Annotated in this window: 21 protein-coding genes; 15 read left to right on the top strand and 6 right to left on the bottom strand. The window is 64.3% G+C overall.

Annotation, left to right across the window (positions count from 1 at the left end):
- The first annotated feature begins 133 nt into the window (after positions 1–133).
- The 5 genes from speB (at position 134) to AB4Y40_RS13675 (ending at position 4,561) form a co-directional block, all read left to right on the top strand.
- Positions 134–1,084, top strand: coding sequence for an agmatinase (gene speB / locus AB4Y40_RS13695; protein ID WP_368688146.1), 951 nt, complete (start codon positions 134–136; stop codon positions 1,082–1,084).
- A gap of 18 nt (positions 1,085–1,102) precedes the next feature.
- Positions 1,103–2,602 (top strand): aldehyde dehydrogenase family protein, encoded by a 1,500-nt coding sequence (locus AB4Y40_RS13690; RefSeq protein ID WP_368688145.1) that lies wholly within the window; start codon positions 1,103–1,105, stop codon positions 2,600–2,602.
- Positions 2,603–2,765: 163 nt separating this feature from the next.
- Complete coding sequence (locus tag AB4Y40_RS13685; protein ID WP_368688144.1) at positions 2,766–3,155, top strand: DUF2946 domain-containing protein; 390 nt, start codon at positions 2,766–2,768, stop codon at positions 3,153–3,155.
- A 133-nt stretch (positions 3,156–3,288) separates the two neighbouring features.
- Positions 3,289–4,170 (top strand): hypothetical protein, encoded by an 882-nt coding sequence (locus tag AB4Y40_RS13680; protein WP_368688408.1) that lies wholly within the window; start codon positions 3,289–3,291, stop codon positions 4,168–4,170.
- Positions 4,171–4,198: 28 nt separating this feature from the next.
- Complete coding sequence (locus tag AB4Y40_RS13675) at positions 4,199–4,561, top strand: copper resistance protein CopC (protein WP_368688143.1); 363 nt, start codon at positions 4,199–4,201, stop codon at positions 4,559–4,561.
- Between the two features lie 87 nt (positions 4,562–4,648).
- On the opposite strand, the gene AB4Y40_RS13670 is transcribed toward AB4Y40_RS13675, so the two are convergent.
- On the bottom strand, positions 4,649–4,873 hold the full coding sequence (locus AB4Y40_RS13670) for a hypothetical protein (RefSeq protein ID WP_368688142.1): 225 nt from the start codon (positions 4,871–4,873) through the stop codon (positions 4,649–4,651).
- A gap of 422 nt (positions 4,874–5,295) precedes the next feature.
- Between AB4Y40_RS13670 and AB4Y40_RS13665 the strand changes: the two genes are divergently transcribed.
- The 9 genes from AB4Y40_RS13665 to AB4Y40_RS13625 all read left to right on the top strand — a co-directional run bounded on the left by AB4Y40_RS13665 (position 5,296) and on the right by AB4Y40_RS13625 (position 15,356).
- The gene (locus AB4Y40_RS13665) at positions 5,296–6,273 is read left to right on the top strand and encodes an ABC transporter substrate-binding protein (RefSeq protein WP_368688141.1); all 978 of its coding nucleotides are present in this window, start codon (positions 5,296–5,298) and stop codon (positions 6,271–6,273) included.
- Positions 6,274–6,289: 16 nt separating this feature from the next.
- The gene (locus AB4Y40_RS13660) at positions 6,290–7,315 is read left to right on the top strand and encodes an amidohydrolase family protein (protein ID WP_368688140.1); all 1,026 of its coding nucleotides are present in this window, start codon (positions 6,290–6,292) and stop codon (positions 7,313–7,315) included.
- 44 nt (positions 7,316–7,359) lie between these two features.
- Positions 7,360–8,211, top strand: a complete 852-nt coding sequence (locus AB4Y40_RS13655) for an amidohydrolase (RefSeq protein WP_368688139.1) — start codon at positions 7,360–7,362, stop codon at positions 8,209–8,211.
- Between the two features lie 97 nt (positions 8,212–8,308).
- Positions 8,309–9,586, top strand: a complete 1,278-nt coding sequence (locus AB4Y40_RS13650) for an MFS transporter (RefSeq protein WP_368688138.1) — start codon at positions 8,309–8,311, stop codon at positions 9,584–9,586.
- Positions 9,587–9,716: 130 nt separating this feature from the next.
- Positions 9,717–10,703, top strand: coding sequence for a protocatechuate 3,4-dioxygenase (locus AB4Y40_RS13645; protein WP_368688137.1), 987 nt, complete (start codon positions 9,717–9,719; stop codon positions 10,701–10,703).
- A 46-nt stretch (positions 10,704–10,749) separates the two neighbouring features.
- Positions 10,750–11,607, top strand: a complete 858-nt coding sequence (locus tag AB4Y40_RS13640; protein ID WP_368688136.1) for an HpcH/HpaI aldolase/citrate lyase family protein — start codon at positions 10,750–10,752, stop codon at positions 11,605–11,607.
- A 174-nt stretch (positions 11,608–11,781) separates the two neighbouring features.
- The gene (locus AB4Y40_RS13635; RefSeq protein WP_368688135.1) at positions 11,782–12,807 is read left to right on the top strand and encodes a porin; all 1,026 of its coding nucleotides are present in this window, start codon (positions 11,782–11,784) and stop codon (positions 12,805–12,807) included.
- A 221-nt stretch (positions 12,808–13,028) separates the two neighbouring features.
- A complete protein-coding gene (locus AB4Y40_RS13630) occupies positions 13,029–13,949 on the top strand; it encodes a helix-turn-helix domain-containing protein (RefSeq protein ID WP_368688134.1) in 921 nt (306 codons plus the stop codon).
- Positions 13,950–14,198: 249 nt separating this feature from the next.
- Positions 14,199–15,356 carry a lactonase family protein gene (locus AB4Y40_RS13625; RefSeq protein WP_368688133.1) on the top strand — a complete coding sequence of 386 codons (1,158 nt, stop codon included), beginning with the start codon at positions 14,199–14,201 and terminating at the stop codon, positions 15,354–15,356.
- Between the two features lie 59 nt (positions 15,357–15,415).
- On the opposite strand, the gene AB4Y40_RS13620 is transcribed toward AB4Y40_RS13625, so the two are convergent.
- Positions 15,416–16,948 carry a methyl-accepting chemotaxis protein gene (locus AB4Y40_RS13620; protein ID WP_368688132.1) on the bottom strand — a complete coding sequence of 511 codons (1,533 nt, stop codon included), beginning with the start codon at positions 16,946–16,948 and terminating at the stop codon, positions 15,416–15,418.
- A gap of 164 nt (positions 16,949–17,112) precedes the next feature.
- Here AB4Y40_RS13620 and AB4Y40_RS13615 point away from each other — a divergent pair, with 164 nt between their 5' ends.
- The gene (locus AB4Y40_RS13615) at positions 17,113–18,276 is read left to right on the top strand and encodes a DegT/DnrJ/EryC1/StrS family aminotransferase (protein ID WP_368688131.1); all 1,164 of its coding nucleotides are present in this window, start codon (positions 17,113–17,115) and stop codon (positions 18,274–18,276) included.
- A gap of 139 nt (positions 18,277–18,415) precedes the next feature.
- Here the strand turns inward: AB4Y40_RS13615 and AB4Y40_RS13610 are convergent, their stop codons facing one another.
- The 4 genes from AB4Y40_RS13610 to AB4Y40_RS13595 all read right to left on the bottom strand — a co-directional run bounded on the left by AB4Y40_RS13610 (position 18,416) and on the right by AB4Y40_RS13595 (position 24,057).
- The gene (locus tag AB4Y40_RS13610; protein ID WP_368688130.1) at positions 18,416–20,005 is read right to left on the bottom strand and encodes an aldehyde dehydrogenase (NADP(+)); all 1,590 of its coding nucleotides are present in this window, start codon (positions 20,003–20,005) and stop codon (positions 18,416–18,418) included.
- A 511-nt stretch (positions 20,006–20,516) separates the two neighbouring features.
- Positions 20,517–21,713 carry an MFS transporter gene (locus AB4Y40_RS13605; RefSeq protein ID WP_368688407.1) on the bottom strand — a complete coding sequence of 399 codons (1,197 nt, stop codon included), beginning with the start codon at positions 21,711–21,713 and terminating at the stop codon, positions 20,517–20,519.
- A gap of 126 nt (positions 21,714–21,839) precedes the next feature.
- Positions 21,840–23,138 (bottom strand): MFS transporter, encoded by a 1,299-nt coding sequence (locus AB4Y40_RS13600; RefSeq protein ID WP_368688129.1) that lies wholly within the window; start codon positions 23,136–23,138, stop codon positions 21,840–21,842.
- Between the two features lie 25 nt (positions 23,139–23,163).
- Positions 23,164–24,057: a phosphate ABC transporter substrate-binding protein gene (locus AB4Y40_RS13595; RefSeq protein ID WP_368688128.1), complete on the bottom strand. Its 894-nt coding sequence runs from the start codon at positions 24,055–24,057 to the stop codon at positions 23,164–23,166.
- Positions 24,058–24,115 lie beyond the last annotated feature (58 nt).

Below are 24,115 nucleotides of genomic sequence, written 5' to 3'. Positions count from 1 at the left end.
GCGTTTGACCGATTAAGGGCTTGCATACATCGATTTCCATCGATGTAAACATCTCAACTTCCATATCTGGCCGCGCGGGATCTCCCCTACCATCGCCCGATCGATTTGACTCTAACGATCGGAGACATACCAGATGGAACGCCAGTTCAACCAGCCGCTGGGCGGCAACGAGATGCCGCGGTTCGGCGGCATCGCCACGATGATGCGTCTGCCGCAGGCCGAGACCACTGAGGGCCTCGACGTCTGCTTCGTGGGCGTGCCGCTCGATATCGGCACCTCGAATCGCTCCGGCACGCGCTTCGGGCCGCGCCAGATCCGTTCGGAATCGGTGCTGCTGCGCCCGTACAACATGGCCACGCGCGCAGCGCCGTTCGATTCGCTGCAGGTGGCCGATATCGGTGACGTCGCAACGAACCCATATGATTTGAAGGATTCGATTCGTCTGATCGAAGCCGCCTACGACCGCATCGTCGAAACAGGCTGCCGCCCGATCACGCTCGGCGGCGACCACACGATCGCATGGCCGATCCTGCGCGCGCTGCACAAGAAGTACGGCAAGGTCGCGGTCGTCCACATCGACGCTCACGCCGACGTCAACGACACCATGTTCGGCGAACAGATCGCGCACGGCACGCCGTTTCGCCGCGCCGTCGAGGATGGCCTCCTGCAATGCGACAAGGTCACGCAAATCGGACTGCGCGGCACCGGCTATCACGCCGAAGATTTCGACTGGTGCCGCAAGCAGGGTTTCACCGTCGTGCAGGCCGAGGCCTGCTGGAACCGCTCGCTCGCGCCGCTCATGGAAGAGGTGCGCGAGCGCGTGGGCGACACGCCCGTGTACCTGAGCTTCGATATCGACGGGCTCGATCCCGCCTTCGCGCCCGGCACCGGCACGCCCGAGGTGGGCGGACTGACCGTGCACCAGGGCCTCGAAATCGTGCGCGGCATGAAGGGGCTCAACGTGGTGGGCGCCGATCTCGTCGAAGTCTCGCCGCCGTACGACCAGGCCGGCACGACCGCGCTCGTGGGCGCGAATCTGGCCTTCGAAATGCTTTGCATCATGCCCGGCGTGGCTTACCGCTAGGGCGCGAGGAGACCCATCATGGCTACGAATAATGAACGTCAAATCGCCGAACGTCGGATCGACGGCGAGGCCTTTGTGCTGCCCGCCGCCACGATTGCGGGCGCAACCTTCTGCGCGGCGGACAACGAAGTGTGCACGCGCATCTGCAATGCGGCCACGGGCGCAACGATCGGCTGGCAGGAGCACGCCACAGCCGGGATGGTCGATCGCGCCGTGCACGCCGCGCACGATGCGCTCATCGCGTGGCGGCACACGACGCCCGCCGCGCGCGGCAAGCTGCTGCGCAAGATCGCTGAGTTGCTGGAAGCCGACCGCGCACGCCTCGCTGCCATGCAGATGCAGGTGAGCGGCAAGCCGCCGTTCGAAGCGGACCTCGACGTGAGCGACGCCATCGCGACGTTCAACTATTACGCGGGCCTGTGCGAAGACGCGTCGGTGTTCGCCGCCGAACCGGTCGCGCTGCCGGACGATGCGCTGCAGGCCGAACGCATGCACGAGCCGGTGGGCGTCGCGGCATTGATCGTGCCGTGGAATTTCCCGATGGTCACGACGGCATGGAAACTCGCACCCGCGTTGGCCGCGGGCTGCACGGTCGTCATCAAGCCTTCGGAATTCACCTCGCCCACCGAGCACATGCTCGCCGCAATCGTGAGCGAAGCGGGCGTGCCCGATGGCGTCGTGAACGTGGTCAACGGCGGCGGCGAAGTCGGCGCCTGGCTGACGACGCATCCGCTCGTCGACAAGATCTCGTTTACCGGCAGCACGGCGTCGGGCCGCAAGGTCATGCAGGCCGCCGCGCAGGACATGAAGCGCCTCACGCTCGAACTGGGCGGCAAATCCGCGCTGATCGTGCGCGAAGACGCCGACGTCGTGCAGGCCGTCTCGCTCGCGGTGGGCGGTGCTTTCACCAACGCCGGGCAGATGTGCTCGGCCACCGCGCGCATCCTCGTGCACGACAACGTGTATCGCAAGTTCATGGCCGCGTTCGAGACAGCGGTGCGAGCCGTCGTGGTCGCGCCGCCTCAGGGTGCGGACGCAGCGATGGGGCCGCTCATCAGCGCGGCGCAGCACGCGCGCGTGGCCTCCCTCGTGGCGCAAGGCGTCGAAGCGGGGGCGCAGATCGCGTTCGCGGGTCAGCTCGATCCCGCGTGCGGCGAGGGCTTCTTCATGGCGCCAGTCGTCATTGCGGAACCCGCGGCGGACAACGTGCTGTGGACCGACGAAATCTTCGGCCCGGTCGCGTGCGTGAAATCATTCCGTTCGGATGACGAAGCAATCGCCCTCGCCAACGATACGCGTTACGGACTGGTCGCCACGGTCGTGACGAGCGACGACAAGGCCGCGCGACGCTACAAGGCGCAGCTGCGCGCCGGGCTCGTCTGGGTCAACACCCCGCAACTGATCTTTCCGCAAGTGTGCTGGGGCGGCTTCGGCCTGAGCGGCATCGGCCGCGAACTGGGCGTCGCGGGCTTGCGCAGCTACCAGGAATTGCGGCACACGGTCGGCCTGCGCGCCTGATCGCTTCATGCCGGCTGCATGCCCGCCTCGCGCGGGCTCGATCGCGGCCTCGCACGCCACGTGCGCGGCCGCGACGCTTTGACGGGCGGCGCTGCCGTAAGCGGCGCGGCGGGGGTGCGGTCTGCGTGGCATAATCCCCGCAATATTTCCGCCACTTCACGCCGTGCGCCGATTCCATCTCAGGCTGGGCAGTCTACTGGGGACGCTTGCGCTCCTCATGGCGACGCTCGCGCCCGTGGTTTCGCACCTGCTTGCCGCCCAGGCCATGCAGATGGCGCCCGGCACGGTGGAACGCGCGCCCTGCGGCATGCCTTCGATGGAGCACCACGTGCACGGCGCGAGCGGCACGGCGGGCGCGCACGCCACGTCGGGCGACATGCAGGACTGCGGCTATTGCAGCTTCTTCGCGCACCTGCCCGTCGTGTCCGGCGTACCCGTGGCGCTGTTCGTCGTCGGCCGGCTCGTGCAGGCACGTATCGCGGCGCAGTTCGAGAGCGTTCGCCTCGTCGCGCCCGCGGGCCACATCCACGCACGCGCCCCACCCCTGTCCTGACTCGATCGATCATGCCAATCCCGGACGATGCGCCCAGCGTGTCGCCGGGTCTGCCCGCGCGCCGCCCTGGCTCGCGCGCGTGCCTCGCTCCTCGACAGGACAACTCATGTCTGACCAATCGCCTTCCAGCCGCATGGCGCCGGGCGTTCTTGCCAACCTTCGCGCACTGAGCCGGCTCCTCGGCTGCGCGCTGCTGCTCGGACCGTGCGCGGCCCATGCGCACGCCATCGCGGGCGACCGCGTGTTCCCTTCCACGCTCTCCGTCGACGACCCCGGCGTCGGCGACGAAGCCAACTTCGAATTCGGGCACCAGCGCGTGCCGGGAGACGCCGGCGACCAGAGCATCAACACGTTCAGCTTCGAGTACGACAAGCTCATCACGCCGCGGCTCGCCTTCTCCGTGGACGGCGGCTACGTCATGCAGAACAACCCCACCGCGCGCGGCTTCGACAACTTCGGCGTGGGGCTCAAGTACTTGCTCTACGTGAACGACGCGCATGAATTCATGACCTCGGTCGGCGTGAACGCCGAACTCGGCGGCACGGGCAGCCGCGCGATCGCCAACAACTTCTCGACGATCTCGCCCACGGTCTTCGCCGGCAAGGGCATGGGCGATCTGCCCGACTCGCTCGCCTGGCTGCGGCCCATCGCCATCACGGGCGAAGCGGGACCGTCGTTCACGACCGGCGGCGGGCAGCCGAACTCGTTCGACTATGGCTTCACGTTCCAGTACAGCCTGCCCTACCTGCAACAACACGTGCACGACCTCGGCTTGCCGCAGCCGTTTTCGAACCTGATCCCGCTGATCGAAGTGCCCCTCTCGCGCAGCCAGGGACAAACGACCGGGACCGTCAACCCCGGCTTCATCTGGATGAATCGTTACGGCCAGCTCGGCATCGAAGCGCAGATCCCGATCAACCGGGCGAGCGGCTCGCACGTCGGCATCCTCGCGCAGGTGCACATCTTCTTCGACGATGTCGCGCCGCACACGATCGGCAAGCCGCTGTTCCAGTAAGCCCGCACAATCACACAGGAATATCGCCATGAAACTCGTTACTTTGCGCACGGCCGTCGCTTCGATCGCGCTGCTCGCCGCCCACCTCGCGTGGGCGCACGCCTATCCGAAGCATCAGGAACCGCCCGCGGGATCGACCGCGCCGGCCACGCTCAACGCGGTCGTGATCGACTTCGACGACGGACTCGAGCCCGCGTTCAGTTCGATCGACGTGACCGACGCGCAGGGCAAATCCGTCATTCATGACAAGGCCAAGGTCGATGCGGGCAACAACAAGCGCATGTCGGTTGCGCTGAACGCGCTGACGCCTGGAAAGTATTCGGTGGTGTGGGTCGCGGTCGCCGCCGATGGGCACCGCACGACCGGACATTACTCGTTCGACGTGAAGTGAACGCGTAACGACGAGAGGAGGCCATGCTGCGAGTTCTTGCGCATTCGCAGCGTGGCTCGTGGGTGGGTTATCCGGTAGGGTGCCGGCTTAATGCGGCGTGGTGGCGGTAAAGGCTTCGGGCGAGCCGTTCAAGGCGTCGTACAGCTCCCCAACGGGCAAATCGCCGATTTCGTTGTGGATATAGGCGTTAAACGTACGCTCGTAGAGCGCGCGCCCGGCGTCGGTTTCCATCGTCATGTCGAAGCCGTTGAGAACCAGGCCGGCGATCTCGTCGGCTTCGAGCAGGATGTGTTCAGCTTTCTTTCGTTCCATGGTAGCTCCGGTACGGCAAGATCAGGCAATTTTAAGGGGAACGGCGCAGAAATGCTGACGAAAAAACGGGGGCGATTCGATTTCGTTCCCGCAATGCGGCATGCGCCGACGCCTCGAAATGCTTAGTTATCCGATTAATTTCCGAAGCGCCCACACCCTGACGGTTTGGACAGCCCGGGCGCGGGCACACCCAGGACCCTGCAAGAAATCGAACGGCGGGCAGGCAGGGATGCATGGCGGCACGTGCGGGAAAACGCTAATGTCCCGCCAGCCTCCTGCTATCCAGCTGCAAAAAGTGCCATCGAATCTCCCTTTTGTATAGGGACGCGCCTGGTCAGGTCAAATATTCTCTCTCCATCGAAGTGTTCCGTCCGGCATCGCCCCCTATCCGGGCCCCCGACGGCAAAAATTGAGGGAGAAGGATGTTGGCTCAGAAAGTGCGGCTCAAACTTGCGGTCGGTGAACACCCGCATACCTCGGCAATTCGCAACGGATCGATCCCCATCGAAGGCGTGGACGCCGAATTCGTCACGGTCCAGCCGCAGATCGGCGCATTCCGCCGCATGGTGCGCGACGTCGAGTTCGACGTCTGCGAACTGGCCCCGACCACCTATATCATCGCTCGCGCCTACGGCGCGCCCTTCGTCGGCCTGCCGATCTTCGTCACGCGCCGCTTCCACCACGGCGGCCTGCTCGTGCGCCCCGAAGCCGGCATCAAGCACCCGAAGGACCTCGAAGGCCGCAAGGTCGGTGTGCGCGCCTACTCCGTCACGACGGGCGTCTGGACGCGCCAGGTCCTGATCGACGAGTTCGGGCTCGATTCGTCCAAGGTCACGTGGGTCGTGGACGACGAGGAGCACGTCACGCAACTCGAGTTGCCCGCGAACGTCGTGCACGCGCCGGCCGGCAGTTCGCTTGCCGACATGATGGCGAGCGGCGAACTCGCGGCGGGCTTCGCGGCGGCGGCCGGCATCGGCCGCACGGGCGCGCCCACGGGCGGCTGGAAGGAAGTCGAGGCCGATTACCCCGACCTGCTGCCGCACGCCGCCGACCTCGAGAAGGAGTATTACGCGCGCACCGGCATCTACCCGATGCACGGCACCATCGTCGTGAAGGACTCAGTGCTCGCCGAGCATCCGTGGATCGCGAAATCGCTCTACGACGCCTTGGCGCAGGCCAAGCAGGAATGGCTCGCGCGTCTCGACGCCGGCGAAGCCGTCAGCGCCGGGGACAAGAAATATCTGGAACTGCGCAAGATCGTCGGCCACGACCCGCTGCCCTACGGCATCGAGGAAAACCGCAAGACCATCGAAGCGCTCGAAGCGACCGCGTTCAAGCAAGGGCTCACGCCGCGCCGCATGGCGATGAGCGAGCTGTTCGTCGACCCGCTGGCCCGCTGATCCGCAGGAAGACACCATGATCATCGATTGCCACGGCCACTTCACGACGGTTCCCGCCTCGTTCAGGAACTGGCGCGCCACCCAGGTCGAATTCGCCGACGACCCGACCAACGCGCCTTCGCGCGCTGGCGCCTGGGTCAGCGACGAGCAGATCCGCGAAGCCATCGGCGACGGCCAGCTCAAGCTGCAGCGCGAACGCGGCAGCGACCTCACGCTGTTCTCGCCGATCGCCGGTCTCATGAGCCACCACCTCGGCAACGAGCGCACGAGCCTCGAGTGGGCCGAGATCTCAAACGATCTCGTCTACCGCGTGACCGAGATGTTCCCGGACAACTTCGCGCCGGTCTGCCAGTTGCCCCAGTCGCCGGGCGTGGCGCCTGCCAACAGCGTGGCCGAACTGCGCCGCTGCGTCGAGCAGATGGGCTTCGTGGGCTGCAACCTGAACCCGGACCCGAGCGGCGGCTACTGGACCGGCAACCCCGTGACCGACCACGAATGGTATCCGCTCTACGAAGCGCTCTGCGAACTCGACGTGCCCGCCATGATCCATGTGGCCGCGTCGTGCAACCCGTGCTTCCACGGCACCGGGGCGCACTATCTGAATGCGGACACCTCGGTGTTCATGCAGATTCTCCAGTCCGATCTGTTCAGGGACTTCCCCACGCTGCGCCTCGTGATTCCGCACGGCGGCGGCGCGGTGCCCTACCACTGGGGCCGCTACCGCGGCATGTCGCTCGAAATGCGCGACCGCCCGCTCGAAGGACTGCTGAACAATATCTACTTCGATTCGTGCGTGTATCACCAGCCAGGCGTGGAACTGCTCACGAAGGTGATTCCGTCGAGCAACGTGCTGTTCGGCTCGGAGATGATCGGCGCGGTGCGCGGCAAGGACCCCTGCACGGGCCACTATTTCGACGACACGAAGCGCTACCTCGACGCCTGCCCGGCGCTCACCGACGAGGACCGCTTCAGGATCTTCGAAGGCAACGCTCGCCGCGTCTATCCGCGACTCGACGCACGGCTGAAGGCGCGCGGCAAATGATTTTCGCTCCTCCCGCAGGCACTCGAAAAACAACCGGGACACCCATGCCATCCCCAATCGTTGACATTCACCCGCACATCATTTCCGATAACGAAGACCGCTATCCGCCCGCGCCCCTCTTCGGCAAGCGCTCGGAGTGGTCGCAGGAGCGCCCCATCACCGTCGAAACGTTGCTCGCCGCGATGGACGAAGCCGGCGTGGGCAAGGCCGCCGTGGTGCATTCGTCGACCACCTACGGGTTCGACAACAGCTATGTGGCCGACAGTTGCGCGCGCTACTCCGATCGCCTCGTGGCCGTGGGCTCCGTGGACGTGCTGCAGCCCGACGCGCCGCAGCGCATCCGCGAATGGGTCGAGCGCGGCCTCGAAGGGCTGCGCCTCTTTACCGGTGGCAGTACGAAGGAATTCGACCCGAGCGAGCTGGACGATCCGCGCGCGTTTCCGGCGTGGGAACTGTGCGCGGACCTCGGACTGCCGATGTGCATCCAGACGGGTCCGGTCGGTCTGCCGCAGGTCACGGCGCTCGCCAGGCGCTTTCCGGGCGTGCCCATCGTCCTCGACCACCTTGGCCGCCCCGATGTAACCGATGGCGCGCCGTACGCGAAGGCGCAGAGCCTCTTCGACCTCGCGCAGTACGAGAACATTTTCCTGAAGCTCACGCCGCGCATTTTCGGCGACGTGAAAAAGGAACGCGCGAGCGCCGAGACGTTTTTCCCGCGCGTGGTCGATGCCTTCGGCGCGCAGCGTATGGCGTGGGGGTCGAATTTTCCCACTTCGCCGGGTACGCTGCAGGACATTCTGGCGACGGCGCAGGCCGGGCTGCAATGCCTGAACGCGGCCGACCGTGCGTGGATTTTCGGCAAGACGGCACTCAAGCTGTATCCGGCGCTGGTCTGAGCCGATGCCGCCAGCCGGCGCCCATTGCGGTCGGGCGGTACGCAACCTGCGCGCCGTCCGGCCATGTAACAGAATCGATCGAGGTACGAAAAAGCAGATGGAGACGAGCAAAACAGAATCGAGCGTCGTGAGCAACTGGGGCGTGCTTGCCCTGCTCGCGATTGGCGTGTTGACGTCCTTTATCGACCGCACCAGCATTTCCAGCGTCCTTGCGGATAGTCACTTCATCCGGCACTTTGCGCTGACCAACGTCGACCGCGGCTGGATCAACTCGGCGTTCTTCTGGTCGTATGGGCTCTTTCAGGTGCCAATGGGCTGGATCTCCGACCGCTACGGCGTGAAATGGCCCTATGCGATCTGCTTTGCACTGTGGTGTGCGGCCACTGCGCTGATGGGCGCCGTCACGACGCTGGCCGGCCTCGTCGTCATGCGCCTGCTAGTGGGGATTGCCGAAGCGATCGTGATCCCGGCCAGCTACCGCTGGATCCGCAACAACTTTCACGAAAGCCAGAGCGGCCTCGCCGTGGGCGTTCTCGCCATGGGCAACAAGTTCGGCCCGGCAATCGGCGCGCCGGTCGCCGCGTGGTTCATCGTCAACTATTCGTGGAAGGCGATGTTCGTCGCCACCGGTCTCGTCGGGCTGCTCTGGCTCGTGCCCTGGCTGCTCCTCGTGCGTAACGACCTGCCCTCGCGCGACACCGTGCGCCAGGCCAATCGCAGCGCCCGCACGGTCAGCTTCGGCAGCATCCTGTCGAGCCCGGTGGTGTGGGGCGGCATGATCACGAACTTCTGCTACGGCTACTTCACGTTCTACTGCATGACGTGGATGCCCGCTTACCTCGTCGAGCAGCGCGGCCTGTCGATCGGCAAATCGGGCATCTTCACGTTCTTCAGCTTCGCCGGCATCGCGATCGTCGCGGCCATTGCGGGCTGGGCGGCGGACCGCATCATCGCGCGCGGCGGCAATGCGATCTTCGTGCGCAAGGCGTTCATCATCGCGGGCTTCTTTGGCGGCTGCACGGTCCTGCTGGGCGCCTATGCGAACACGCTCGAAACCGCACTCTTCTGGAACGTGCTGTCGCTTTCGCTGCTCGGCCTGACTACCGCGAACAATCTCGTGCTGTCGCGGCTCACCTTGATCCCCAAACAGACCGTGGGCCTCGTGACCGGCGTGCAGCAGGTCGCGACCAGCCTCGCAGGCGGCGTGGCCGCAAGCCTCTCGGGCTGGCTGCTGCATGTGGGCGGGAGCTACGACCTGCCGATGATGGTGATTTTCGTGTTCCTGCTGGTGGGCGCGGCGGCCACGGCGATCCTCTATCGCCCCGACTGGGCGCCGAAGGTCAGCGAGCCGCAGCGCGAACTGCGCGAGGCGTGATCCTCGCGGCAAACGAACCATCGTAGTCCAAAGCAAAGAAACAGTGGCGCCCGCCTGAGAGCGCCTGTCACTTCAACAACGCCAACGGCCTTGGCCGTGGCGACCGACTGTAAAACTGGAAACAACCTACATGGCGAAGATCGTATTCGGGATGGCGGTGCCGCACAGCGGCATGCTCGGCCAGGCGCCGGAAGACTGGCTGAAGAACGGCGAGCGCGACCGCAACAATCCGGAATTGTGGTTCCGCAACCGCACGTGGACTTACCCCGAACTTGAAGCGCACCGCGAGGCCGCGTTCGCGCCGTTCCTCACGCTCGAAGAGCGCACGGCGCGCGCCGCGCGCTGCCGTGCCGCGCTCGACAAGATGGCGGCCGCGTACCGCGACGCAAAGATCGACGTGGCGATCATTCTCGGCAAGGACCAGAAGGAGATCTTCACGGACTTCTCGCCTTCCATCGCGATCTTCAGCGGCGAGGAAGTCCATAACGGGCCGCCGCAGCGATCCGTCTACGCGCCCGACCATCATGTCACGCACGACTGCCATCCGGAACTGGCCGCGTACCTGATCAACCACTTCCAGGCGAACGGCTTCGATCTCGCCGATCTGTTCGCATGGCCCGACAACGTGTGGATGAAGCCGCTCCCCGATTACCCGGTCGTGCCGCATGCGTACAGCTTCGTCTATCACCAGATCATGGACGACAATCCGCCGCCGCACGTGCCGATCATCATGAACTGCTTCTACCCGCCGACGCAGCCTTCGATGTCGCGCTGCATCGAGTTCGGCCGCGTGCTGCGCGATGCGATCACGGCCTGGCCCGAAGACGTGCGCGTGGGCATCTTCGCCTCGGGCGGACTCTCGCACTTCGTGAACGACGAGGAGTTCGACCACCGCATCATGAAGATGCTGGCGACCTACGACTACGACGGCCTCGCCGCCGTGGACGACCGCTCATATCAATCCGGCACCTCTGAAATCAAGCTCTACGTGAGCGTGATGAAAGCGGTGCAAGAGACCGGCGCCGAGATGACGCTGGTCGATTACGTCCCCTGCTGGCGCACGCCCGCCGGCACCGGCGAGGGCATGGGCTTCATGTACTGGAAAGCGGACGAGTGAGCCGGACGCCCCGCCCTTTTCACTTCCGTGGATGAGAGACAGACCGATGAGCAACACCCGCCTGAACGGCATCATTCGTGCGTTCGAATCCGGCAAGCCCGCGTTCGCTGCGTTCTCCAAGCTCGACAAGCAAACCGCCATCGAGATGAGCGAAGCGCCCTACGACGGCGTCGTGTTCGAAATGGAGCACAACCCGTATGACGTCGCCGCGCTCGGCGACGCCATGCAGTACATGCTCAACCGCAAGCAGATCGCCGAGTCGGGGTCGGTCGCGCCGCGCGTCACGCCCATCGCACGGATTCCCGCCAACGGCGCGGAGATGAACCAGGCCTTCGCCAAGCAGGTGCTCGACCGCGGCACGTACGGCGTCGTGTGGCCTCACATCGCCACCGTCGAGCAGGCTTATAACGCGGTGGCATCGTGCCGCTACGCACGCCCGAAACACGCACCGCTCTACGAGCCCAAGGGCGTGCGCGGCGACGGGCCGGCCAATGCGGCGCGCTACTGGGGGCTGTCGATCCAGGAGTACTACGAAAAGGCCGACGTCTGGCCGCTCGCCCCGCACGGCGAGATCCTCGTGGGCCTCATGTGCGAAAGCACGCAGGCGATCGAGAACCTCGACGACATCCTCGCCAATGTGCCGGGCATCGGCTTCATCCTCATCGGCGAAGGCGACCTCAGCCAGGAACTGGGCTTTCCGCGACAGTACGAACACCCCGAAGTGCTCGACGCCATGCGCCGGATCGTCGAGACCTGCCACAAGCACAACGTCGTGGTCGGCAATCCGCACGTCACGGCGAAGAATCACCAGCGGCTGGTTCAGGAAGGCTATCGCTTCCTCATGTCGGCGCCCACGCGCAGCTATGGCGTGGTCGGTGCGGCGCGCGAAATGGCGGGGTACTGACCCGCCTGCGGCAGGACAGGCTTCGAGGACGGGGTCAGCGACGTCAGCAATGTCTGTTCCCTGGAATTCTGAATTACTGATTAGTTTTACGAATTATTTCAAACGATGGAGACGAACGCCCCCGCGCCTACGGGTCAATGAGCGCAATAACTATAAGTAACGTTGGAGACAAGAATGAAGAAAGTGTGGATGCTGGCATCCGGCATCGCGTCGGCCTGCCTTTTTACTACCGCTCATGCGCAGTCGTCCGTCACGCTCTACGGCGTGATCGACAACGCCATCGAATATCAGAACGGCGGCAACGGCGCCGTCGTACGCGCAACCTCGGGCGGCCTGTTTGCAAGCCGTTACGGCCTGAAAGGCAGCGAGGATATCGGCGGCGGCCTGCACGTCAATTTCCAGCTCGAGCAGGGCTTTTCCGCCATGACCGGAGCCGCCGCCAATGCCGCGGAAGCCTTCAACCGGCAGGCGTGGGTGGGGCTCTCGGGCGGCTTCGGTGAAGTGCGCTTTGGCCTGCAAAACACGCCGCAGTATATTTTCCTGAACCGGGAGCTCGATCCGGTCGCGGTGATGAGCATGGGCTCGCCCATGCTCAACTTCAACTCGCTGACCATTCGCGTCAACAATGCGATCTCCTACTTCACACCGACGGTCTATGGGCTGAGTGCGCAGTTCATGGTCGCGATGCGCGACGCCACGACCAAGCCGAGCAACGGCCTGCAGTTCTACAACGCGGCCGCGCGCTACGAGAACGGCCCGTTCAGAATCGCGGCGGGTTACGAGCAGGCGGACAACGCCACCGGCACGTCGACACTGAAGGTGTTCAACGCGGGCGCCTCGGTCGGCGTCGGCCCGGCGCGCTTCTATCTCGCGTATCACACGGAGCGTCAGACTGACAACAGCATCAAGCGTGACGTGTACGAAGGCTCCGGCTCCTGGAACTTCAGCCCGGCGGACCAGCTGGCGCTGATGTACGGCTATGTGCACGACCGCACCGGCAAGGGCAACAACGCCCAGCAGATCGGCATGACCTACGAGCACTATCTGTCGAAGCGCACGACGCTGTACGCGTCGGCCGGGTTCATCAACAACCGCAATCAGGCGAGTTTCACGCTCAACGGCACCGCCTATGGCGGGGTCACGGTGGCGCCGGGTTCGAATACGCGCGGCGTCATCCTTGGCATGGTGCATACCTTCTGATCTCAGGGTGGGATCGGCGCCGTAAAGTTCCGGTGCCGGTCTCGGGGTATATCGCAATGCGCCTGGCGGCCAATCCATGAAAAAATATGACGATATCCACCGCCCCTTTTTCAAGGGGTAAACCGAGAAATTCGCACGCGTGCCCGGCCTGAAGGTACTGCGTTCAGGCGAACTTCCAATCGCAATGGCGGCCCCGCCTGAACGGCCGTCCAGGAGACCGCATGGCACACGGTGCAATGATCAGCAAACCCCCGCGCAAAACCACCGGTGAAAGCCGGTTGACCGCGGTTCCCAAGGTTCGGCTTTACGTCGAGCGGCCCGAAGAGGAAAACTGGTTTGTGCACGTCGGCCACGTGACCGAACGCGGGCGCTGGCGCACCGAGCCCCACGCCCATCCGGCGTATGGGCAACTGATCTTCGTGCGCAACGGCCGCGGCGTCATGAATCTGGAAGGCCGCAGCGTGCCGTTCGAAGGACCCTGCGCGCTGCTGGTGCCCACCGAATGCATCCACGGTCTCGACTATGAAATCGATGTCGACCGGTGGGTCGTCACGATCGAAGTGTCCTATCTCACGCAGGTCAACGCGAAGCTTCACGAGTTCATCGCGCTCTGGTCTTCGCCGCGCATGATTCCGTTCGCGCATAGCGCCGACGCCGCCAGCGAGTTCTACACCCTGATTCAGCGCCTGAAGCAGGAAGTGGAGTCCGACGCGGTGGGCCAGGTCACCGGTACCGAAGCCTTGCTGACGATGCTGCTGTTGACGCTGATTCGCGAAGCGCGCCACGAGCAGACCGTCAACGACAGCGCGCCGCGCCACGACGTGCGCCTCGTGGAGCGCTTCCGCAAGCTGATCGACGAGCATTACCGCAGCAATCTGCCGCTCCAGGAGTACGCTTCGATGCTGGCGGTGTCGCTCGTGCAGTTGCGCGCCGCATGTGCGTCCGCCGCGGAAAAAAGCCCGACCAAGATGATTCACGCGCGCATCATTACCGAAGCGAAACGCGAACTCATTTTCGGCGACATGTCGGTGGAGCAGATCGCGTTCTGGCTGGGCTTCGCAGACGCCGCGTATTTCACGCGCTTCTTTCGCCGGGAAGTCGGGCAGGCGCCAAGCCAGTTTCGCAGCGACGCGCGGCGATAGCTTCGAGGTTCCGCGGCCCAAGGTGTCTGCTGCGATTCCTTTCCGCACCTTTCCCCAAGCGTCGCACACCGCGCTTCTCGCACCGGGATCTTCCCTGGTTCCACTCAAAAGTGCCAGCGAATCCGGCTTTTGTGCAGGGACCCGCCCAGGCGCTGCGAATACCCTTTTCGCGTTTTCCGGTTTTCCGCTTCCCCGTTGCAGGGAAGCGGCCAAAGATTCACTCCCATTCTTACTCCGGGTAATTCGAATATGGCGCAACTCGTGAAGCCCGCGCGCACGGCGCGGCACACCATTCTGGCCAGCCTTGCCGCATGCGCGTTCTCGGCGCAAGCGATGGCCGCGACCGTGCCGGCGACCGCCGGCACGGAATACGTCTATGTGGGCACGCTGCACCAGCAAATCACCGCCTTGCGCTTCGACGTGACCACCGGCGCACTCACCCCCATCGGTCCGGTCGCGCAAGGGCTCAAATCCACGTGGGTCGCCGCGCATCCCGTATTGCCCGTCCTGTACGCCGTCGACGACGACCGCGACAAGGAAGGCAGCATTACGGCATACGCGGTCGATCGCGGCAACGGTTCGCTGGCGCGCATCAACGACGTGCTCACGGGCGGGCGCGGCACCACGTTCTTGCGCTTCGATACCCCGTCCTCCACGTTGCTCGGCGCGAACTACAACAGCGGGTCCGTATCGAGCGTAGCGGTCAACCGCGACGGCAGCGTCGGGACGCTCGAATCGACGATCGCGGAGACCGGCTCGGGCCCGAGCCCGCGTCAAACCAGTGCACACGCACACGGCGTCACGGTCGACCCGTCCGGCCGCTATGCCCTCGTGCCCGACCTCGGCTCCGATCGCGTGTTCATTTACGGTTTCGATCGAAAGACCCATGCCTTGACGCAACTCGACGGCGACTCGCCGTTCGTCGCGCCTCCGGGCAGCGGCCCACGGCGCGTTGCATTCGGTGCATCGGGAGACTATGCGTATGTGCTCACCGAGCTCAGCGCGGAACTCATGGTGTTGCGCTGGGACGCGTCGAAGGCCCAACTGACGCTCGTGCAGTCACTGCCCATTAGCAGCGAAGGCTTCGCAGGCGCGAAGAGCGGCGCCGAAATGGCGCTCAGCCACGACGGTCGATTCGTTTATGTCGAAGACCGCGGCGAAAATGCCTTGGTCGTTTATCGCGTGGACGGCGCCACCGGCAAGCTCGCCGAAGTGCAGCGCACGCCTTCGGGCGGCGAGAAACCGTGGGGCTTTGCGATCGACCCATCGGGCAAGTGGCTGTTCGTCGCCAATCAGCGCAGCGGCAATGTGAGCGTATTCCACATCGACCGCGTCACCGGCAAGGTCTCCGCCAGCGGGCAGTCGGCCGATGTCCCCGATCCCACCAGCGTTGCGTTCGTGAAATAACGCCCTGCAATGCGAATGGCGCCGCTTCGTGGCGCCGCCATTCGCGCTTCAAAGCTTCCTCACAGCCTGAACTGCGCGACGCAGTCGACAAGATTGGCCGCCTGGTGTTTCAGGCTCTCGGCTGCAGCGGCGCTCTCTTCGACCAGCGCCGCATTTTGCTGGGTGGTTTGATCCATCTGCGTGACGGCTTCGCCGACTTGCCCCACACCGGTGCTCTGCTCCGCACTCGCATGGCTGATCTCGGCGACGAGCACGCTCAGGCGCTGAATCGCGGCGACAACCTGCGTCATCGTCGCGCCCGCCTCGTCGACGAGTGCGCTGCCTTGATCGACACGCTCCACGCTCGACGTAATCAATCCGCGAATCTCGTGGGCAGCCTGCGCGCTGCGTTTCGCAAGCGAGCGCACCTCTGTCGCGACTACGGCGAACCCGCGGCCCTGCTCACCCGCTCGCGCGGCTTCCACCGCCGCGTTCAACGCGAGAATATTGGTCTGCGCCGCGATGTCGTTGATGATGCCGATGATCTCGCCGATCTTGCGCGAGCCCTCGTTGATGCCCTTCATCGTCTCGATTACGGATCCGACGACGTTCCCCCCTTCGACCGCAATCGATGACGCGCCCGCCGCCAGTTCGCTGGCCTCGAGTGCATTCGCGGCGTTCTGCTTCACGGTGGCGCTCAACTGCTCCATCGACGCCGCGGTTTCCTGCAGGGCGCTCGCCTGCTCCTCGGTACGCTGGCTCAAGTACGCGTTGCCTGACGCGATTTGCGCCGACCCGGTCGCAATGGCGTCGCTGCTCGTGCGCACCTGCTCGACGATACCCGCGAGCGCCGCCGTCATCGCGTGCATGGCGGCCATCAGGCTGTCGGTATCGCCGGGGCGCAGATGCAGGTCGACGTTGAGGTTGCCCCTCGCGATCTGGCGGGCGGCCTCACGCGCGTCGTCGGGCTCGCCACCGAGCTTGCGCGTGATCGCGCGCGAAAATGTCAATGCAGCCGCGACACCCGCCAGCACGATGATCGCCATGACGCTCACGCTCGCCACCATGGCGCGTCGTTGCCTCGCTTTTGCCAGCGCGATGGCGGCGGTGGTCTGCGCGACGATTGCCTCACCCGATTCGCGCAACGTAATGGCGGAGTCGCGATCGATGCCGTCGATTGCACGATCGCCGACGGCGATATCGAAGCCGGATGCTTCGAACTTTCCGAGCGCCGCGCGAAACGACGCGCCCATCTGCTTGTGCAACACGTTGAAGCGCTCGATCTTCTCGCGCGCGTCACCGGGCGGCAGTTCGCGTGCAAGCTTTTCCGTTATGGTCTGAGCCGTGTCCTCGTATTTCTGGAATGCGCCCCAGTACTTTTTGAATTGCTGGGGGTCCTTGCCTCGCACCAGAATATCCTTGCCGTTTTGCACCTGGTTCTTGAATGCGACCAGCGCGTCGTCCACCTCGCGCGCCTGTGCATCGTCGACCGAAACGAGCCGCTCATAGGTGTGCGCCGCACGGTTCATCTGCAATACGCCGAATAGCCCCGCCCCCGAAGCGACCAGCAACGCGGCGCCCAGCGCCAGCGGAAGTTGATGGACCAGTTTCATGTATCACCTTGTAAAAACCCCTTTTTTAAGGGGATTGTCTCCACGGTCGAGAGTAACGGACAATTGCGGTCATGCCTTTGGACGAAAGCGAGAATCGCCGGGACATTCATTCGCGAACCATCGCGTGCCTCATTTCATTTTTCAGTACAACGAGTCAAGCATTCATGAGTCAGTCATCTTCTCAGTCACCCCTTCCGTTCCTGCCGTTCGTGCGCTCAGAAATCGACGAGGACACCATTCAGGGCGTCATCGACGTGCTGCGCTCGGGGTGGATCACGACCGGCCCGCAGAACCAGGCGTTCGAGGCGGCGCTCTCCGAATACTGCGGCGGCCGTCCCGTGCGCACCTTCAACTCGGGCACGGCCACGCTCGAAATCGGTTTGCGCCTTGCCAGCGTGGGCCCCGGCGACGAAGTCATCACCACGCCCGCGTCGTGGGTGTCCACGAGCAACGTGATCTACGAGGTGGGCGCGACGCCCGTGTTCGCCGACATCGATCCTGTTACACGCAACATCGACCTCGACAAGCTCGAAGCCGCCATCACGCCGAAGACCAAAGCCATCATCCCGGTCTTTCTCTCGGGCCTGCCCGTCGACATGGACCGGCTCTATGCGATCGCCCGCGAGCACAAGCTGCGTGTGATCGAGGACGCCGCGCAGGCGTTCGGTTCGAGCTGGAACGGCAAGCGTATCGGCGCGATCGGCGACATCGTCTCGTTCAGCTTCCACGCCAACAAGAACCTCACGTCGATCGAAGGCGGCGCGCTCGTCCTCAACGACGAAGCCGAAGCCGTGCTCGCACAGAAGTACCGCCTCCAGGGCATTACGCGCACGGGCTTCGACGGCATGGACTGCGACGTGCTCGGCGGCAAGTACAATCTCACGGATGTGGCGGCGCGCGTCGGCCTTGGCCAGCTCAAGCACATCGAGCGCTTCATCCGGCAGCGCCGCGAGCTTGCGCGGGCTTACTTCGCGGGCTTCGAAGGCGGCGCGGCGGTTAAGCTCGGCATGGGCCTGCCGCTCGCCGATTTCACCAACAGCAACTGGCACATGTTCCAGATCACGCTACCCCTCGACCAGCTCGCGATCGACCGCGCCGGTTTCATGGGCGAACTCAAGGAGCGCGGCATCGGCTCGGGCGTGCATTACCCGGCCATCCACCTCTTCACGCTCTACCGCGAGCGTGGTTTCAGGGCGGGCATGTTCCCGCACGCGGAGCGCTTTGGGGCGAGCACGGTCACGCTGCCGCTCTTCACGCAGATGACCGAGGCCGACGTGGTGCGCGTGTGCAGCGCGGTGAACGAGATCTGCGAGCAGTTTGCCAGGTGAGTTACGCATTCAGCGCACCTGCTGTGCATTGAAACGGCGCAAAGAGAAGGCGATGCCGCTATCCAGTTGCATCGCCCTTCCATAAGTCGGCTTGACGGCTTTGCGTTACTTCGCAAACGGCAATCGCCGTACCCGCCTGCTACACCGGTGCAACGGGTGCGCCATCGACCAGGCGCCAGAGAGCCAGCGGATTGGCTGCCTGCAGCGCGTCGGGAAGCAGGCTATCCGGTAAGTCCTGGTAACAGACAGGACGCAGGAAGCGGTCGATCGCGGCGGCCCCCACCGACGTAAACATCGCATTCGAAGTCGATGGATAGGGGCCACCGTGAACCATCGCATGGCAAACCTCGACACCGGTCGGGAAGCCATTCGCCAGAATGCGTCCGGCCTTGCGTTCGAGCGCGGGCAAGAGGCGCTTCGCATCGGCGAGATCGGCCGCATCGATTTGCAGCGTAACGGTCAGTTGTCCTTCGAGATGCTCGACGACTTCGAGTAGTTCGCCGAAATCTCGCGCACGGATCACGACGGAGGCCGGACCGAACATCTCGGCCTCCAGTTCCGGCGAGGCAAGCAGGCGCGCCGCATCGGTCACATAGAGCGCCGCCTGCGCGGCATTCGCGCGCTCACCGGCGGGCTCGCCCTCTGCCACCTTCGTCACGCCCGCCACTGCGCCCGTGCTTTGCTTGCCGCTGCAGTAGGCGTCGAAGATGCCGGGCGTCAGCATCGTCTGGGCCGGCTTCGAGGCCAGCGCCGCTCCCGCCGCCTCGACGAAGCGGTCGAGGTCCGGACCGTCCACGGCGAGCACGAGGCCCGGGTTCGTGCAGAATTGACCGGCGCCCATGGTCAGGGAATCGGCGAACGCCTTGCCGATCGCCTCCGCCCGGTTCGCGAGCGCGTGCGGGAACAGAAAGACCGGATTAATACTGCTCATCTCCGCGTACACGGGAATCGGCTCGGGACGCGCGTTCGCGAGCCGCATCAGCGCGAGTCCGCCCTGCCGCGAACCCGTGAAGCCGACCGCCTTGATCGCCGGATGCGAGACCAGCGCTTCGCCCAGCTTGCGACCGGCGCCGAACAGCAGCGAAAACGTGCCCTCGGGCAGGCCCTGTTCCTCAACGGCCTTCTGGATTACGCTGCCTACGAGCTTCGACGTGCCCAGGTGCGCGCTGTGCGCCTTCACGATGACGGGTGCACCCGCAGCCAGTGCAGAGGCCGTGTCCCCTCCCGCAACCGAAAATGCGAGCGGGAAGTTGCTCGCGCCGAACACCGCAACGGGACCCAACGGCACCTTTGCCAGGCGCAGATCCGCACGCGGCAGCGGCTCACGCGCGGGCTGCGCATGATCGATCGTGGCGGCGAGAAAGTGGCCATCCCGCACGACCTTGGAAAACAGACGCAACTGTCCGACTGTGCGTGCCCGCTCGCCTTGAAGGCGCTGGGCAGGCAACCCCGTCTCGGCTTGTGCGCGTTCGATCAGTTCGTCGCCGAGCGCGAGGATATTCTCCGCAATGGCCTCGAGAAAAGCCGCGCGCTGTGCGAGCGGGGCATTTCGGTAGGAGTCGAAAGCAGCAGCCGCGAGTGAAGCCGCCCGCTCGACCTCGGCAGAGCCGCCCATCCCGAACACCGGGTCTGCGATTTCCGAGTTGCTGGCCGGATTGAATGCCCGCTGCTCGCCCTCGGTGCCTCGCACCGAAGAGAAGCCGATAAGCATGTCGCCATTCATAGTCATGTCGATTTCCTGGAACGCGTTGTGTGTAGTTGTTCTTGGCCTTGGCGCCCGCTCGGCGGCTAGTTGAATAGCCAGTTAACGACGGGCCGGGCAATGCGAGGTGGATAGACGCACCATGAGCCATCATGGTGTCGGAAGAAGACGATCGCGAACGTTCCAGACGAACGTGCGACTTCGACCTGTACTGCCCGCCACGGCATCTTCGTCGAGCGACGGGGTCGCGTGACGCTGAGATTTTCCCCATTTCCAAACCAGTCGTTGACCAGGGCGCGCAGGGATGTGCGCTGACCGCTCATAAGCGTCTCCGCGCTTCGCGGACGTGTTGGCGAATCCACAAAGCTTTACGCAGCAATTTCGTTCGTGCGCCAACACCAAACGATCCGATCTGGCTGGCTTCAACGGGGGAAGTCAGGACGGTAGGATCATCATCGGTTGCGGGCCGCATCTCGTCCATTGAAGTTAATCGTTGAGGGTTTAACCGAAGGGTTAACGTACGGTGTGCACGGTGCCGTCAATGCAGCGTTTCGCGTCTGGCCAGCGGCTTGAACAACTGACTCCACGCGGCGCTCACGAGAATGGTTGCGCATCCGCCGAGAACAACCGAGCCAACCGCACCAAATGCCGTCGCCGTCAGACCGGATTCGAATTCGCCGAGTTGATTGCTTGCGCCGATAAAAAGCGTGTTCACGGCCGCGACGCGTCCACGCATGCGGTCCGGCGTTTCCAGCTGAATGAGCGTCTGGCGAACGACCACGCTGATCGTGTCGGCGCCGCCCGATATCGCCAGCAGAAGCAGCGAGACAGGAAACGAGCGGGAAATCCCAAACGCCGCAATCGCAGCGCCGTACACCGCGACGGCGATGAGCAGTTTCCTGCCGACCCCGCTGCCGATGGCGCGCCGCGACAGCATGAGCCCGACACAGAGCGCGCCCACCGCAGGCGCGCAGCGCAGCAAGCCCAGACCTTGCGGCCCGACGTGCAGAATCTCTTTCGCGTAGACCGGCAGGAGCGCCGTGGCGCCCCCAAACAAGACGCCGAAGAGGTCGAGCGAAATCCCGCCGAGCAAGAGCGGATGGCTCCAGACGAAGCGCAGACCGGCTAGCACGGTGTCGGCCGTCACGGGTTCGCGCGGCGACGCCACGTGGTCGTAACGTATCAGGGCATACATCGCGGCGCTCACGCAAAAGAGCGCCGCGCAGGTGAAATAGAGCGCGTTCACGCCGGTTGCGAACAGCAGGCCGCCCAACGCCGGCCCCGCTATGACACACACCTGCTGCACGACGGTGCTGAGCACCATCGACCTTGCCAGCAGGCGCTGCGGAACGAGCATCGGCAACAGTGCCTGTTGACCCGACATCTGAAACGGCCGGATGGCGCCAAGCACGAGCGAGAGACCCAGCAGCAGTTCGCGAGTCACTGCATGCGTCATGGAAGATACGGCGAGCAAGGTGCCGATGGCCGCCTGGGCGGCGAGGCAGATCGCGACCAGTTGGCCGCGATGCATGCGATCGGCGCAATGCCCGGCGACCAGCGTAGTCGCGAGCCCGGGAATGAATTGAAAGAGTCCGACGAGACCGAGATACCAGGCACTCGATGTGAGGTCGTACATATGCCAGCTGATCGCGAGCATGAGCATCTGCTGGGCGGTGATGGAACCGACGCGCGCGATCAGGAAGCGCGTGAGCGATGCGTGCCGCAGCAAGGGCATCATGCCGGTCGACGCCTCCAGCGGCGGCGGGGACGTTTCGTTAGCGTGGCTCATAAGGACTTCCAGCCATGCACGTGGTCCACGTGCAGGTGATTTTTAGAAACTTCTTCTGGCATAAAGCAGAGGCTACGGAAGGCCGATCCTGTCCGGGTGTTGCGCTTCAGGCTCGGTCTCGTTGACTTTCGGCGCCCATTTCCGCTGGAGCAGTACCACGGTGCTTGTCGCGCCCAGAATGAGAAACACGAAGATGGCCAGCATGGGCAGCGTGTAGCTGCGCCCGACATGCAGCAACCAGCCGGAGAGACTGGCGGATACGCCACCCGCAAGGCTGGTGGCCACCTGCTGCAAGCCCGTATTCAGGCCCACCGCCGGTTTGGGAATCAAGGTGAGCTTGACGAGCGCGAGGTTGTTCGCGGTCACGAGGCCCAGCAATGAAAGAGACACGATATTCCAGAACAACGCCATTTGCGGCGAGCGCGAATAGGCGCCCATTAACACCGTCGTGCCGCTGATAAAGCCGGCCACGATAAACGCCTTGCGCACCACGACCGCATCATGGCCTCGCGCGATCAACCGGTCCGCGGCCCAACCCGCCAACGCGGCCACGACCGCGATGCCAGCAAAGCTGAAGAACGTATACAGCCCCGACTGCCGCAGCGAGAGCCCGCGCTGCTCCACCAGATACGCCGGCATCCACGTCATGCAATAGAACACGAAATAGCTGTAGCAGAAGTTGGTGATCAGCCCGCCCCACACCACCGGGCTCGACAGCAGGTTGCCAAGCGGCACCGAGGCCGCCCGGCGCTTCGCCACCGCAAGCTCGGCTTTCGACGGGAAATCGTTGTTGAGCATCAGTTGCCACGGCAGCAGCCACACCAGGCCGGCAAGACCCGTCACGACGAACATGGTCTTCCACGAGCTGATGGCGATGAGCCACGCCGCGATCGGCGCACCGAGCGCCGGCCCCATCTTGCCGCCAATCGAGTAGATGCCGAGCGCCGTGCCCTTGTGGGCCTCGTCGAAGTTATTGGCGAGATAGCGATAGGTGGCGGGCACCACCACCGCCTCGGCAACACCGATCAAGAGGCGCACGAGGATCAGCGCGGAGAGCGTGGTCACGACACCCGTTGCCGCCGCCGCGAGACACCACAGCAGGAAGCAGACCGTATAAGGCCATTTCACGCCATAGCGGTCGACCACCCAGCCCATGGGCATCTGCAACAGCCCGTAAGACCAGAACATGGCGGAGCCGAGCCAGCCGCGCTCGATGTGCGTCAGTGCGAATTCGTGCACGAAATGACGGTCCGCGAGCGCCGCCGACATGCTCGTTCGGTCTACGAAGGAGATCATCAGCCCGAGCGCGAGCAGCACGAGAATGCCCCAGCGATTCTCCGTGCGCGCCGCTTTTCGTACTGTGATCTCCACCCGTCGTCTCCGATGACTGCCCGGCTCAGCCCAGGCTGCCGGTCACGTCGTCGAACAACTCGTCGACCGTGAGACGGTGCGGAATGATCTTCTGGTCGAGCGCCCAATCGACCGCCAGTTGGAGCCCCTTGCGGTTCGCCTCCAGCCCGATCGGCGGGAAAATGGCCGGCACGCCTTCGGCGAGCGAGCGGCTTTCCGCAACCATGCGATACAGCTCGCGAACGATGTCCGGGCGCTCCTTCGACAGATTCTCATGCACCACGAACATATGGTTGATCGGCACGACGCCCGTGAGCGCGAACCAGTCCTTCGCGGCGGCATGCGCGTCCGGCACCAGCGTGCGCACACGCTCGTCCTTCGGCATGTCTTCGCCGAGCAGCGCGGCTGCGAGTTCGCCCTTGAGCATCATCTCCGGAATCGACGATCCGGCCGGCAGACGCTGGCAGTTTTGCGGATCGTTGTACTCGGCCAGATGCCCGTCGCCCAGCGTCATCCATGTCACCTTGTCGAGATCCACGCCGTATTCATGGCGCAGGATGCCGCGAATCCAGAGCGCGGTCGTTTGCGTGTAGGTACGCACGCCGACTTTCTTTCCTTCGATATCCTTGGGATCCAGATGACCGAAGTCGATATTGAAGCCCGCGCAGTGATGCTGGAAGCGCCCCGAAATCGGCGCCGGCAGCAGGACGTAGGGCTTGCCATAGGCCTTGGCCTGCAGGAACGTGACGATCGCCAGTTCGCCCGCGTCGAACTTGTTCTCGCGCACCATGGCCTTGAAGCCGTTGTGCGCAGGGGTCGGCCCGCAGAAGTCCAGCGTCACGAGATCCGACGCCACGCGCCCGTCGCGCATTGCCTTCGTCACTGCGTATTCGGCCAGATTGGTGCGCAACGTCGGCACGCCGGTCAGCGTCGTTGTCATGAATGTCTCTCCTTATGCTTGTTTCTTGAAATCGCGTGTTAATGCCGAACGAAAGCCG

Source organism: Paraburkholderia sp. EG287B, assembly GCF_040965595.1.
GTDB lineage: Bacteria > Pseudomonadota > Gammaproteobacteria > Burkholderiales > Burkholderiaceae > Paraburkholderia.
This window is presented reverse-complemented; position numbering and strand designations above follow the sequence as displayed.